The organism is Paenibacillus sp. FSL R10-2736, from assembly GCF_038000245.1.
GTDB classification, from domain to species: Bacteria; Bacillota; Bacilli; order Paenibacillales; family Paenibacillaceae; genus Paenibacillus_AQ; species Paenibacillus_AQ phytohabitans.
In genome coordinates this window covers 5,839,226-5,853,488 of record NZ_JBBOBN010000001.1, presented here as the reverse complement: position 1 = coordinate 5,853,488, position 14,263 = coordinate 5,839,226, and the positions used below count along the sequence as shown (strand labels likewise).

Annotated in this window: 9 protein-coding genes; 8 read left to right on the top strand and 1 reads right to left on the bottom strand. The window is 50.8% G+C overall.

Annotated features, from left to right (window positions below; genetic code table 11):
- The first annotated feature begins 27 nt into the window (after window positions 1–27).
- The 6 genes from uvrA (at window position 28) to NSQ73_RS24900 (ending at window position 9,637) form a co-directional block, all read left to right on the top strand.
- On the top strand, window positions 28–2,895 hold the full coding sequence (gene uvrA, locus NSQ73_RS24925) for an excinuclease ABC subunit UvrA (RefSeq protein WP_340988578.1): 2,868 nt from the start codon (window positions 28–30) through the stop codon (window positions 2,893–2,895).
- Complete coding sequence (locus NSQ73_RS24920) at window positions 2,892–3,236, top strand: hypothetical protein (RefSeq protein WP_340988577.1); 345 nt, start codon at window positions 2,892–2,894, stop codon at window positions 3,234–3,236. The genes uvrA and NSQ73_RS24920 overlap by 4 nt, the downstream gene beginning before the upstream one ends.
- Before the next feature lie 149 nt (window positions 3,237–3,385).
- Window positions 3,386–3,991, top strand: a complete 606-nt coding sequence (locus NSQ73_RS24915) for a pentapeptide repeat-containing protein (RefSeq protein WP_042211190.1) — start codon at window positions 3,386–3,388, stop codon at window positions 3,989–3,991.
- A 128-nt stretch (window positions 3,992–4,119) separates the two neighbouring features.
- Window positions 4,120–5,400 (top strand): glycoside hydrolase family 27 protein, encoded by a 1,281-nt coding sequence (locus NSQ73_RS24910; protein ID WP_340988576.1) that lies wholly within the window; start codon window positions 4,120–4,122, stop codon window positions 5,398–5,400.
- Between the two features lie 137 nt (window positions 5,401–5,537).
- On the top strand, window positions 5,538–6,347 hold the full coding sequence (locus NSQ73_RS24905) for a protein phosphatase 2C domain-containing protein (protein WP_340988575.1): 810 nt from the start codon (window positions 5,538–5,540) through the stop codon (window positions 6,345–6,347).
- A 44-nt stretch (window positions 6,348–6,391) separates the two neighbouring features.
- A complete protein-coding gene (locus tag NSQ73_RS24900; protein WP_340988574.1) occupies window positions 6,392–9,637 on the top strand; it encodes a DEAD/DEAH box helicase in 3,246 nt (1,081 codons plus the stop codon).
- A gap of 144 nt (window positions 9,638–9,781) precedes the next feature.
- Here the strand turns inward: NSQ73_RS24900 and NSQ73_RS24895 are convergent, their stop codons facing one another.
- Complete coding sequence (locus NSQ73_RS24895; RefSeq protein ID WP_340988573.1) at window positions 9,782–12,121, bottom strand: helix-turn-helix domain-containing protein; 2,340 nt, start codon at window positions 12,119–12,121, stop codon at window positions 9,782–9,784.
- A 246-nt stretch (window positions 12,122–12,367) separates the two neighbouring features.
- On the opposite strand from NSQ73_RS24895, the gene NSQ73_RS24890 reads away from it, so the two are divergent.
- Window positions 12,368–13,333, top strand: a complete 966-nt coding sequence (locus NSQ73_RS24890; protein ID WP_200905934.1) for an ABC transporter permease — start codon at window positions 12,368–12,370, stop codon at window positions 13,331–13,333.
- A 21-nt stretch (window positions 13,334–13,354) separates the two neighbouring features.
- Window positions 13,355–14,230: a carbohydrate ABC transporter permease gene (locus tag NSQ73_RS24885; protein ID WP_340988572.1), complete on the top strand. Its 876-nt coding sequence runs from the start codon at window positions 13,355–13,357 to the stop codon at window positions 14,228–14,230.
- Window positions 14,231–14,263 lie beyond the last annotated feature (33 nt).

Sequence of the window (14,263 nt, the reverse complement as noted above, 5' to 3'; positions counted from 1 at the left end):
TGGCCTGGGAGCCGCAGATGAACTGAAATGGCCGGGTTTCCGGTCAATACTGGAGGACTACTATTGCATCAATATATAACGGTAAGCGGAGCAAGAGAAAATAACCTGAAGAATATCAGCCTTAACATTCCGCGTAATCAGTTAGTAGTGTTCACCGGAGTGAGCGGCTCGGGTAAATCAAGCCTGGCTTTTGATACGCTCTACGCCGAAGGACAGATGCGTTATGTGGAATCTTTATCATCCTACGCCCGGCAATTCCTGGGACTGATGGGCAAGCCGGATGTGGATGCCATTGACGGGCTGTCACCTGCCATCGCCATTGAACAGAAAACTACCTCGAGCAATCCGCGTTCCACCGTAGGAACGGTAACTGAGATTTATGACTATTTGCGGTTGTTATGGTCTAAGATCGGAACCCCGCATTGTCCGTCCTGCGGGCGGATCATACAGCGGCAATCCGTGGACCAGATTGTAGAACAGATTGCGGGGCTGCCGGAAGGAACCAAATATGAGGTGCTGGCGCCCATGGTCCGGCACAAAAAAGGCGGGCATCAGCATATATTCGAGCAGGCTAAGCTGGGCGGATATGTCCGTGTCCGGGTGAACGGTGCGGTCCATCATGTAACAGACCCCATTTCCCTGGACAAGAATAAAAAGCACTCCATCGAAATTGTTATCGACCGGCTGATCGTGAAAGACATTGATGTTCAGCGGCTGGCCGATTCTCTGGAGCATGCGTTTGCCCTGTCCGGGGATTTGGTGATCATTCACCAGAGTGCCAGCGGTGAAGAGGTGACGTATTCGCAGAGCTACGCCTGCCCGCATTGTGAAGTGTCTTTGCCGGAGCTATCCCCCCGCATGTTCTCTTTCAATAACCATGAAGGGGCTTGCCCGGCCTGTACAGGTCTGGGTTCACATCTGAAGGTGGATCCGGATAAAATCATGCCGGATACCAGCCGCTCCATCCAATCCGGCGGGATTATCGCGAACGGCTGGAGTAATGTGAAGACCCACTCTTTTTGCAAAATGTACTACGAGGCCTTGGGTGAAAAATATGGCTTCGACCTCGACACTCCGCTGCAGGAGCTGCCGCCAGAGGCTATGAACGCGCTGCTGTACGGGACTAACGGCGAGAAGCTTGAAGTGCACCATCCCGGTGATGCCCTCCGGAACTATGTCAAAGAAGCCTTCGAAGGAATCGTCAATAATCTGGAGCGGCGTTACCGGGAAACTCCATCCGAAGCGATGAAGAAGGAACTGGAGGAATACATGTCCGTTCTGCCTTGCCCCCATTGTCACGGTGACCGTCTCTCACCTGTTGTGCTTGGTGTGAAGATCGGCGGTAAAAGCATTGCAGAGTTCTGCCATTTGTCCGTGGAGGCTGCGGTAGACTTTATTGCCGGGCTTAGCCTGACTGCTGCGAATGCGGAGATTGCCGGTACCATCCTGCAGGAGATTGATGCCCGGTTCCAGTTCCTGAATAATGTCGGACTAAATTATCTGACGCTCTCGAGAGCTGCCGGAACGTTATCAGGCGGTGAAAGTCAGCGCATCCGTCTGGCCACACAGCTGGGTTCCGGTCTTATGGGTGTCCTCTATATTCTTGACGAGCCGTCGATCGGCCTGCATCAACGGGATAATGACCGCCTGCTGCTGGCTCTGAAGAAGATGCGCGACCTCGGCAATACGTTAATTGTAGTGGAGCATGATGAAGATACGATCCGCCAGGCGGACTGGATTGTCGATATAGGTCCAAATGCCGGAATACACGGCGGAGAGGTTGTGGCGCAGGGTTCCCTTGCAGATATACTGGCCGAATCCCGCTCGATCACCGGCCAGTACCTGTCCCGCAGTAAACAAATATCCGTCCCGGAAGAGCGGCGGAGCGGAAACGGCAAACATTTGACCATTACCCGAGCTGCCGCCAACAATCTGAAGGGGATTACGGTATCTATTCCCTTAGGCACGTTAACCTGTGTGACCGGGGTTTCCGGCTCAGGCAAATCCAGTCTGGTCAACGAAATCCTGTACAAGAAGCTGGCTTCTACACTTAATCGGGCTCATACGATTCCCGGGGAACATCAGAGTATCGACGGGATAGAGCATCTCGACAAAGTTATTAATATCGATCAGAAGCCGATCGGGCGTACTCCGCGTTCTAATCCTGCCACCTATACCGGGGTATTCGATAATATCCGCACACTGTTCTCACTGACGAATGAGGCCAAGGTTCGTGCCTACGGCCCGGGACGGTTCTCCTTCAATATCAAGGGCGGCCGGTGTGAAGCCTGTGCGGGGGACGGACTGATCAAGGTGGAGATGCATTTTCTGCCGGATGTGTATGTGCAGTGCAGCATCTGCAAGGGACGGAGATACAGCCGGGAGACGCTTGAGGTGCATTATAAAGGTAAAAGCATCGCGGATGTGCTGGACTTGAACGCTCAGGAAGCCGTCCAGTTCTTTGGCAATATTCCGAAGATCCGTAAAAAGCTTGAGGCTCTTTGCATCGTTGGCCTCGGTTATATCAAGCTGGGTCAATCCTCCACGACCTTGTCAGGCGGCGAGGCGCAGCGGGTGAAGCTGGCGGCAGAGCTGCTTAAGCCGGCTACCGGCTCCACGCTATATGTGATGGATGAGCCGACGACCGGACTGCATTTTGCCGATGTGCACCAGTTAATTGATGTCCTGCATTCCCTGACCGATGCCGGCAACACCGTAGTGGTCATTGAACATAATCTGGAGCTGATCAAGAATGCTGATTACATTATTGATCTCGGCCCGGAGGGCGGTGCGGATGGGGGAGAGATCGTCTGTACAGGAACTCCTGAAGAGGTTGCGGTGCATGAGAAGAGCTATACGGGCAAATATCTGAACAAAGAGATGGGGAGAAGATGAACTTAATCCAGATGCAGGTTGAGCATAGCAAATATGGAGCGGGAACTGTCGTAGGTCATGTGGAAGAGCGGATTATCATTGATTTCTCCGGAAATACGGGCGAGAAAAGCTTCTTGTACCCGGAGGCTTTTGAGCAGCATCTGCGCCTTCTTGATCCGGTGCTGCAGGCTCAGATCGGCAAGGAAGTGCAGCTGAAAGCAGTGCAGCGGGCAGCAGATCAGCTCCTGCGGGAACAGCAGCGGGAGGCAGAGCATGCAAGACTTGCTGAAGAGAAGCTTCAATTAAAGAATGACAAGAGCAAATCGCGGCGGAAGGCTGCTCAGGCGAAGAACAAGGGATAGGGCCAGACTAACCAGGAAGGCTAAAAGCGTACTATAATAGAGATGGAACATAAGCTTAATAAGTGTCGGCGGTCTTTTCCGGGGAGTTCTCTGGTGAGGGCCGCCAAGTTTTTTGTACACAATAAATACTATATACCGGAGGTTAACCCATGTATCAATATAAAGACCGCGAATTTACCCGTGTCCATTTTGACGGGCAGGATTTGCGTTATGGTGAGCTGATCAGCTGCACTTTTGAGAAATGCACCTTCATGAACACTTCTATGGAGGAGATCGATACCAGCTACTGCCGGTTCATTGAATGCGACTTCAAGGGTGTCAGCCTGAACTCCTCGATTCATAACGAGTCTGCGTTTGAGAATTGCAAGTTTAACGGCGCGAATCTCTTTGTCTCCAAATTTATCGCCTGCAAAATGACCGGCTCGGACTTCTCCGGCGCCCAGGTGGACGGCATTACCATTGACGGTGGAGACTGGTCGTACACGAATCTGCGGCATGCCAATCTGAGCAAGCAGGACCTGCGCGGAGTGCGCTTCTTCGAGGCCGACTTCACCGATACCGACCTGACGAAGGCTGATCTCAGAGACTGCAATCTGGAGCGGGTATCGCTGGGCCGGGCCAAGCTTGCAGGGGCCGACCTGCGGGGAGCGAATCTACAGGGTGTTGACCTGAAGGCACTGGATGTGAAAGGCGCGCGGATGGATCTGGAGCAGGCTGCTCTGTTTATGCGTTCCTACGGGGCGAAGGTGGATTGAACCTCGGACAGCAATTTTGTGCTATTTGTGAATCAATTTTACGGTGGAAACAGACAGGAATAGCCGATACAATGATTCTGTATCCACAATAAAATACAATTCATTCACAAATGGAGGTCACATAACTTATGAATCATTGGGAATTCGCCCCTACACCGCCAATGGGCTGGAACAGCTGGGATTGCTATGGTGCTTCGGTGACGGAGGCAGAGGTACGGGGGAATGCTGAATACATGGCCCGCAACCTGAAGGAGCATGGCTGGGAATATATAGTGGTTGATATTCAGTGGTATGAGCCCGGGGCCGTGTCGGACCAGTATCGTCCTTTTGTCCGGCTGGAGACAGACGCATATTCCCGGCTGATTCCTGCGGTGAACCGTTTCCCTTCGGCAGAAGGCGGTCTTGGGTTTAAACCGCTTGCTGATTATGTACATAGTCTTGGCCTGAAGTTCGGAATTCATATTATGCGCGGTATTCCCCGTCAGGCGGTTCACGACAATACACCCATCATGGGAACGGCGGTGACTGCACGCGATATCGCACATACCTGTTCCTTCTGCGGCTGGAATACGGATATGTATGGTGTGGATGCTTCCAAGGAAGGTGCCCAGGAATATTACAATTCTTTGTTCGAGCTGTACGCGTCATGGGATGTCGATTACATCAAGGTGGATGATATCGCAGATTCCTGGTTGCATGGCGGCCCCCATCTGGCCGAGATCGAGCTGATCCGCAAAGCCATTGACCATACTGGCCGCAGCATTGTGCTGAGCCTGTCGCCGGGACCTGCACCTGTGAAGCATGCTGACTTCTTGGAGAACCATGCGAATGTATGGAGAATGACGGATGATTTCTGGGACCGCTGGCCGCTCCTCCTGGATATGTTCGACCGCTGTTCCACTTGGGAAGGCCGGCCTAAACCCGGCTGCTGGCCGGATTGCGATATGCTGCCGCTTGGGCGTATCGGAATACGCGGTGTGCAGCATGACCGCTGGACGAACTTTACGAAGGACGAGCAAGTAACGATGATGACCTTATGGACCCTCTTCCGTTCCCCGCTCATGTTCGGGGGCGAGATGCGTGATAACGATGAATGGACACTGTCTCTTCTCACGAACAAGGATGTGCTGAACATGCACCGTCACAGTTATGGCGCCCGGCAGATCAGCCGTCGCGGCGATCAGGTTGTGTGGTTAGCCGAAGGTCCTGAAGGCGAGCGGTTCGTAGCTTTGTTCAACACAGGCGAGCTACTGGCGGACGTGTCTGTAGCTATTGCCGATCTGGGAGTGGGCAGCGGGGTTAAGGCCAAGGAGCTGTGGACCGGGAAGCAAACCGGCCTGCTCGAAGATACACTGACTGCAGCCATTCCGCCCCATGGAGCAGCGTTGTTCCGTGTTGCGGCAGATTAAGCGTATATAGCAAAAGGTTTCACATTACGAAGAGACGCAGCAGGGTGCTGGTCTCTTTTTTTGCGTGACCGGGTTAGATAGAGAAAGTGTATAATCATATAAACATAGAATCTGCTTGGAAGGGCGGGAAGGTCACGATGGAACAAGAGATATTTAAGTTCAGCTGGACGGGCAGTGACGAGATGCATCTCGACAATCCGGTAACAGTTACATATAAGAGTACGGTGATCGGCCGTTACGGCGGGAACACGGCAGCGGGCGCTGATAAGAATGAGGATGGTGCTTGCGTATTAAATGAACCAGGCGGCGGCTGGGAATTTGTCATGCTCCTGGATGCCCATAACACTGCAGAAAGCGCGGAACTACTGATCCGCACAATCGACAGTGGAGCTGGTGAAATCATAAGGCTGCTCTCGCTGCCGGTTCTTCAGGCGTTTCATGCGCTGGAGGAATTTCTATTGTCTATTTTTAAGTCGGAGGATTTCATAAGGAAGTGCAGGCAGGTTACAGGGGAGACCGCGTGTCTGATTAGCGTGCGTATGGAGAATTACATCTGGTGGTTCTCTGTAGGAGATAACTCGCTGTATCTGCTTCATCCGGATCTGGCCGCCCGCGGGCAATATGCTTTGAACCAGCGCAATTACTATGAATGGATCGGATTCGTGAACACCTTCGACCAGCCGGTTGCCTGCTATTCTTCCGGAATCCGTGAGCTGCGGCAGGGGCATAACGTAATCGTGATGACTACGGACGGTCTGTTGGAGGTAGGAGCAAGAGTACTTGAGGACCCGCGCAGGCTTTATGCTGCTTTTGCAGGTGAAGAGGAGCTGGAGAAGTGTGTACAAGATGTATTGACAGATGTGCATCAGCAGTTAGGCCGGGACAGCGCCACAGTTGTTGCCTGGAGTTATGATAATGGCAGGAATGGTGCGATGCCTAGTGATTAGCTATATATTATGAAGGTGAATTTTATATTGAGAAGGTGATTATTATGAAGATTACTATGAGAGCCATTAGAGACTTCTGCGGGACTGACTTTTATAACCGGGGGAAGTCTTATTATGAACAGGGGTGTGTCCGCAGCCTTACCTTTTACCCGGGCGATAGCAGCTATGAAGCACAGGTGAAGGGAAGGAAAGTATATGAGGTGAATATTGATATTTATGACCGTACCGATACCTTCAAAGCAGACTGTTCTTGTCCTGCCTATGAGAACTATAGCTGCTGTAAACATGTAGCGGCAACACTTATTGCTATACACATGCAGCAGATTAAGGAGCCTGCCGATGCACAAGCTGCTCCATCCAGACGCGTAAACAAGTCCAAATACAACCAGACGGAGCACCTTATTTCTTCTTTTCAGAAATCGGTTTTTAACCGTGAGAGTGAGCCTGTACTATTTGGTCTTGCAGAGCCGCTGCAGTTTGAGTTCACGCTTAACGTTAATGGTTACAGCAGCAGTCCGCGATTCTCCGTTGAAATGCGTGTGGGAATCAAACGCCTGTATGTAGTGTCCAAAATAAACGAGTTTCTAGAGCATTTCGAGCAGCGTAAGCCGTTATACTTCAAGAGTATATTTACCTTTGATGCTGAAAACCAGCACATTAATCCTGCGGATATGAAATTCCTTGAACTGCTGATTCTAATGAAAAACACTGAAAAAATTTATAGAAATGATCTCCCCAGCTATTATAATAACTCCTTAAAGGACGGGAAAACAATTGTCGTTACCCCGCTGGCCTGGGACAAGCTTAAACTGCTTTTTCCGGAGGTGAATGTCATTATGGGGGGACCGGTGAACCCGGGAATTCGGGCTGAGCTTGCAGAAGAGGCGCCTCCGCTTGAATTTACGATTGGACCAGGGAAGAGACAGGACTATGTTCTGTCAGCTTCAGCACTGGATCATCTGATGCTGTTTCCGGACTACTCCACTGTAATCATGAATGGGAAGATATATTCAATGAACAGTGATGTTATAAGCATGCTTTCACTATTAAAACAGCAATTTGCGGCATCGCAGAATATTGAGATCGCTCCCGGACAAATCGAATCGGTCGTTCAGCAGGTACTGCCAGCCTTAAGAAAGCTAGGGAAAGTAAGGGTGGAGCAGGCAGTAAGCGAGCGGATTGTGGAACCGGACATGCAGGCAAAGCTGTATCTGGATTATGTGGATGGCATATTGACGTTTCGGCTGGAATTCCATTATGAGGAGATTATTATCAACCCGCTGGAAGAGAAACCTGATGACGCAGTCCGCGAGCAGAAGATCCTGATCAGGAATGTTCAGCAGGAAAATAAGATCATCGCGGTTCTGGATAATTCTCCACTCAGGCGGGAGCGGGAGCACTGGGCTTCAGTAAATGAACCGGTTCTTTATGAGGCGCTATATGAGGTTATTCCAGTGCTGGAAGACTATGCAGAACTATTGGTTACCCCGGCTGTTCAGGGACTTGTGCTGGCGCGTAAATCTTATCCCAAAGTCAAAGCGAATTTAAATGAGGGCCTGGACTGGCTGGATATCTCGTTTGAGCTGGAGGGATTGGATGAACAGGAGACGGTTCGCGTCATGCAGGCTATCGTGGAGAAAAAGAAATATGTCCGACTTAGCAGCGGGGCCTTTCTGTCCCTTGCAGATGAAAGCTTCAGCGAATTCGGTAATGTGGCCGAGCGGCTGAATCTAAAGCGGAAAGAGCTGAAGCAATCCGTGATACGCTTGCCTTCCGTTCAGGCGCTGCAGCTTCCGGAGCGGGGGCAGGGGTTCAAGCATACGAAGTGGGGCAAGTCTCTCCGGGTATTCCTGGAGCAGCTGCGGGAACCGGACAGTCTGGAGTTCGAGCTGCCGGCTGAGCTTAAGCCTGTGCTCCGTGACTATCAGGCCAGAGGCTTCCAGTGGATGAAGACGTTGTCGAAGTTCAGATTCGGCGGAATTCTGGCGGATGATATGGGACTGGGTAAAACCATTCAGAGTATCGCTTATATCTGCTCCGAACTGGCTGAGCCGGAGACTGAGGTGCAGGTGAAAGCTCCGGTGCTGATTCTCTGTCCGGCATCCTTGACCTATAACTGGGGGAATGAATTTGCCAAGTTTGTTCCAGAGGTTAAAGTGCTGGTAGCGGCAGGGCAGAAGGAGGAGCGCAGCGGACTGCTGGAGAGTAAAGCCATGGAGGAAGCGGATGTAATTATTACTTCGTACCCGCTGCTCCGGAGAGATATTGACCTGTATTCCGGCACCAACTTTCATGCGCTAATCCTGGATGAAGCCCAGGCGATCAAGAATTCAGCTTCCCTAACAGCCCAGGCCGTTAAATCTATTATGGCTGGCCGGAAATTCGCCCTGACTGGAACACCGATTGAGAATTCGGTGGATGAGCTGGAAGCTATCTTCAGTACAGTATTCCCGTCGCTGTTTGCCGGACGCTCGACCTTTAAGGAGCTGCCTGCCGGACGTATCGCCAGTATCGTATCTCCCTTTATTTTGCGGCGGCTCAAAAAAGATGTGCTGGAGGAGCTGCCGGACCGCATCGATACCGTGCAGCGCACAGAACTGCTGGATGAGCAGAAGCAAGTGTATCTCGCATACTTATCCAGGCTCCGTGACGATACCGAACAGGATTTGCTAACTGAAGGCTACCAAAAGAGCCGGATGAAGATTCTGGCGGGAATCACCCGTCTGCGGCAGATCTGCTGCCACCCGTCATTGTTCATTGAAAATTATACGGGCGGCTCAGGCAAGCTTGCGCAATTGCTGGAAACCGTGCAGGAATGCCGCGATTCGGGCAAAAGAATGCTGGTGTTCTCGCAGTTCTCCAGCATGCTGGAGCTGATCCGGCAGAGCCTGGTGGATGCGGGTGTGGAGCCCTTTTATCTCGACGGCTCCACTCCGGCCAGGGAACGGGTAGAGCTGTGCAGGCGTTTCAATGAAGGCGAAGGCGAAGTATTCCTAATCTCGCTCAAAGCTGGCGGAACGGGCCTTAATTTGACCGGCGCGGACACCGTTATTTTATATGACCTGTGGTGGAATCCGGCAGTAGAAGAGCAGGCCATCGGAAGAGCGCACCGGATGGGGCAACGGAATGTGGTGCAGGTGATCAGGCTTATCACAGAAGGCTCCATCGAGGAGAAGATTCTAGAGCTGCAGCAGCGCAAAAAGGATCTCATCGAAGAAGTCATCGAAGCTGGAGAGAACAAGACCACCCGGCTGTCGGAAGAGGATATCCGTGAACTGCTTAGGATGTAGATGAGCCCGTATCTGATACAATGCCGCCTTGAATTAGCATGGTGTAGCCTTTGATGAATTTGCCTGTAGAATGGTTGAAAACTCGGTCAACAACTCTGCCTCCAGCGCAGAAGAAAACGCACGGTTCAATGTTGGAAAGAGCTGTTAATGGAGCTTGGCCTGCGTCGCCGCTTGCGTATACTGGCTGCGGTAATCGGTCGGGGAAATCCCTTCCAGCTTGCGGAACGCACGGATGAAAGAGTTCCGGTTGTTGAACCCGACCGAAGCCCAGATGTCCTGGATCGGCATGCTTGATTGGGCCAGCAGCTCCTTCGCCTTTCCAATCCGCAGCTCTTGCAAATACTGATGAAACGGACGCCCCAGTTCTTTTTTGAGCAACCGGGACATGTAATTGGAGGTCGTATGGAATTTGCCGGCCAGCAGCTCCAGATGAATATCCTCTTGATAATGCGTATCGATATATTCCTTGAAGACGAGGTACTCCTGCCGGTCGGCCTCCGGATTCAGGGTATCCATGATTGCAGTAAAGAAACGGGCGATGAACTCCGCTGCTCCATCCATTGACAGCGCCGCATCCGACAGGATCACCCGGATATAATCCCGGTAGACGACTTCGGACAAGGCGGCGTCCTTATGCTTCAGCACTTGGGAACCGATTACGAACAGCTGTAATAAATGCTCCTTCAGCCCGATATCGCTAATTCCTCCGTGTGCCTTATCATTAAGGACCGTTCCCAGCAGCACAAACAGCTCCTCTTTTTTGGCCGAGCACAGCAAATTGAATATTTTTCTGCTGTCTTCCGGGGTGAGCAGTGTTGCCGCCGTCTGTGCTGCCCCGCTCCCTGAATAATGAATTCGTTCCTTCTGGGATGGGGAGGTTCGCCACATGGCCTTCATCGCATCCAGATAGGACTGCTGCAGCCCCTCGAATCCTCTATGAATCTGCCCGACTCCGACAGATAAGGTACGAACCTCTTCAATGCTGCGGACACCGGCCTCCAGATATGCAAAATACGGCTCCAATTCCTTCTGGCGTTCGGCAAGCTGCGGAGCATTGGCCAACAAACCGAGTACATTGGTTTCTATTTCTACGATGATCCACTGTCTTGCCGCCGGCACATGGGATTTCATCATTTGAAGAATCCGGCTGCGCACCGCATTTTGTTCGGCTGCATTGTATTGCGAATGGAAGGACTCCGTGAACTTGATGCGGATCAAGGCCACGATAAAGGAAGGATGCTCAAAGGCAAAGCCGCATTTATCCAGAAAATCCTCGACCTCCTGCTGATCGGGAAGACGCTTGAAGCGAAGAATGTTCACAAGCCACCGCTCCAGGGCAAGGGGATAAATGAACGACAATTTGTCGTTCAGACTGCTGACATCATCGAGCATCCTGTGGAATTCCCTGTCCAGCAGCTTGTATTCGTTGGAGGGAGGTCCGCCGGAGGTTCGCGGAAGCTTGACGATCAGAGACTGAATGGGCGCATACAGCCTTCTGCTGAGCAGGAAGGATATTACAATGGAGAGAATCATCGCAAGCATGTTTATTAAATTCCCCCAGAACTTCATCACCTTCATGCTGTCCTGAATATCCGCTACGGGCACAAGGGAAATCATATTCAGATTCTTGAAAACAAAGCGGGTATTCTTCTGGATGGCCAGCACCTCTTCCCCGTTAATTACCGTTTTGAGATTAGATTCTTCCCCGGTCTGGAATTTCTTAATGAATTGGCGGGTCTCCGCTTCCGGGCTGTCCATCTCTGTGGAAAAAATCACCTGCCTGTTGTCGTCCAAAACAAACAGTTTGCTATTGGGGGTAAGCTTGAAGTCCAGAAGCAACTGGACAATGGAATCGACCTTTACATTGATGACAAATAAATCGTTGGATTTATATTCGGCGATGGCCGTCTGCACAATAGGGAGAATATAGGCCCCGTTCTGTGAAGGCGATCTGGAGGGAGGAAGAATCTGGAACGGCCGCTGCTGGGAGCCGTAAGCCTGCCAGAAATCCTCACTGTACAGCTCCAGCCGGTGGCTTCTGCCAAAAAAATCAGCAGCGGAGTAGGTTCCCTGGTCGCTTATGATTAGAGCATCCCGCTTCTTGTATATAAAAACATTGTCCACATATTCGTTCATCAGCCGAATCCGTCCGAGTGAGCGAATGCTGTGGGAGACATATGAGTATTTGGCGTGATTATCCACGGTGAAATTCGAGGAGAAGACCTGCATGGTGGCCTCGTCCAGCGCCAGAAGATAATTAAAGCTGTAAATTTCGGTGAATACTTTGTCCAGCCTGTCGGCAATATTGTTCAGAACCATGTTGTAATTCTCCTGCATCCGTGTCTCCAGATACCATAGATTGATCCGGTAGTTAATCAGATTAACCACTTGGGTCATGGATGCAAGAATTAGAAAGAAAAAGAAAAAGCGGTACAGGATGCTGCGGAATCTGCCTTTAATAAATGAAGCTACTCTCCCTCTCACTTGTGTCTCCCCCCTCCAGGACTCCGGATATCTTTGGATCAATAATAGTAGAAAAAAACAATGAAAGGCTATATCTGTGGTAGATATAATAACATAAAAGGCTAAAATTGAGACATTTATAAAAAAAGTATGTCGAATAAAATATAATTATGTCATTAAGTATTACATATATTCACTTTTGTCTCTTCCGGGATGAGGATGAATGTTCTTTAATATGACATATGAACCACAAGGGGAGGTGATTTGATGAATCGGGTGATCGCAATGGGCAAGGTGCGGACGGCCACGATAAGAAGGGAGGGACGGATGAACAGAGTCAGGAGAATCATCAGGAAAAATATCCACTATTATATCCTGCTGCTTATACCGCTTCTATATATTCTGGTGTTCAGCTACGGGCCGATTATCGGCAATGTCCTAGCCTTTCGCAAGTATGTTCCGGGAGGTTCCATCTACGGGGAGGAATGGGTAGGGCTTCGCTATTTCAAAATGTTTCTCGGAGAGGCGAGCTTCTGGAGAGCCTTCCACAACACCTGGCTGCTGAATATTTACCATTTAGTATTCACCGTTCCGGTATCGATCCTGTTCGCCTTGATTATGAATGAGATCCATTCCGTCAGGATGAGAAATATAGTGCAGACAATCTCCTATCTGCCGAATTTCTTCTCGATTGTCGTCGTTGTAGGCTTAATGACAGAGCTGCTGTCGCCAACTTACGGGTTGGTCAACGAGCTGCTCGGCCAGCTCGGCATTTCGCCTATTTTCTTTCTGAACAACGCAGATTGGTTCCGCACCTTGTATATCTCCTCGGAGATCTGGCAGTTCACAGGCTGGAATTCCATCATATTCTTTGCAGCCATCACCTCGATCGACAAGCAGCTGTATGAGGCGGCGGATATGGACGGCGCGGGAAGATTGCAGAAAATATGGCATGTGACCCTGCCGCAGATTATGCCGACCATTGTTGTCGTGTATATTATGTCCCTGGGGCATTTGATGAGCGTTGCCTTTGAGAAGGTCCTCCTCATGTATACGCCAAGCAATTCGGAACGAAGCGATGTCATTGAGACGCTCGTCTACCGCATCGGCATTCAGGGAACCAATTACAGCTACTCTACGGCCATCAGCTTATTCAGCGGTCTCCTGGGACTTCTGATCGTGGTTGCGGCCAATTATCTCTCCAAGAAATATACCCGGTATTCTTTATACTGATCCGGAAGGAAGGAGTCTGTTATGCGTCATGCTGCATCCCTTGAGGAACGGATATTCAAGCTGTTTATCGCTTTGTTCGCCATAGCGGTAACAGGTATGGTCTTGCTGCCGTTTGTCCATCTGCTGGCAGTCTCGTTCAGCAGCTCCGCAGCCAATGCCAGCGGGAAGGTAATGTTCCGTCCGATCGGGTTTCATACGGTGGCCTATCAATTTATCCTGACCCACCGGGATATTCTTACCGGATTCCGCAACTCTATCCTGCAGACCTCGGTCGGAACGGCGATCAGCCTCCTTTTGATGACAATGTGCGCCTATCCGCTATCCAAAAAGATTGAAGGACAGCCCTTTTTCGTCTGGCTGATTATGCTTACCATGCTTTTCCATGGCGGCATGATCCCTACGTATATGATGATTAAGGGATTGGGGCTGCTGGATACTATCTGGGCTGTCATTCTGCCCTTCTGTATTACCCCCTATTACTTAATGCTGATGATGAATTTCTTTCGGCAATTTCCTGAAGCTATTGAGGAGGCGGCCCTTATCGACGGATTGAATCCGATTCAAATTCTGTTTCGGATTGTGCTGCCCTTGTCGAAACCGATCCTGGTGACGATGGCCCTGTTCATGATGGTGTTCTACTGGAATAACTGGTTCAGCTCGCTGATTTATTTGAACCGGACGAGCATGTATCCCATTATGCTGATTGTCCGCAATATTCTGGAGGGGCAGCAGCTGATTAATGGCGGGGTAGGAGGGAAGGAAGCGACCAAATATCTCTCTTCCGCAGCGCTGAAGGCAGCCTCCATTATGGTGACATCGCTGCCGATTTTCTGCCTGCTGCCGTTTACCCAAAGATACTTTACAAAAGGAGCCTTAATCGGAGCGGTTAAGGGTTGAGTTCGGCAGGAGAAGGCCCATAGGAAAAGGAGA

What these genes read in the sequence shown, in the direction of transcription:
- uvrA (WP_340988578.1), top strand. Translation starts at nt 28, where the DNA reads ATGGCCGGGTTTCCGGTCAATACTGGAGGACTACTATTGCATCAATAT.
- NSQ73_RS24885 (WP_340988572.1), top strand. Translation starts at nt 13,355, where the DNA reads ATGCGTCATGCTGCATCCCTTGAGGAACGGATATTCAAGCTGTTTATC.
- NSQ73_RS24920 (WP_340988577.1), top strand. Translation starts at nt 2,892, where the DNA reads ATGAACTTAATCCAGATGCAGGTTGAGCATAGCAAATATGGAGCGGGA.
- NSQ73_RS24890 (WP_200905934.1), top strand. Translation starts at nt 12,368, where the DNA reads ATGAATCGGGTGATCGCAATGGGCAAGGTGCGGACGGCCACGATAAGA.
- NSQ73_RS24910 (WP_340988576.1), top strand. Translation starts at nt 4,120, where the DNA reads ATGAATCATTGGGAATTCGCCCCTACACCGCCAATGGGCTGGAACAGC.
- NSQ73_RS24900 (WP_340988574.1), top strand. Translation starts at nt 6,392, where the DNA reads ATGAAGATTACTATGAGAGCCATTAGAGACTTCTGCGGGACTGACTTT.
- NSQ73_RS24915 (WP_042211190.1), top strand. Translation starts at nt 3,386, where the DNA reads ATGTATCAATATAAAGACCGCGAATTTACCCGTGTCCATTTTGACGGG.
- NSQ73_RS24905 (WP_340988575.1), top strand. Translation starts at nt 5,538, where the DNA reads ATGGAACAAGAGATATTTAAGTTCAGCTGGACGGGCAGTGACGAGATG.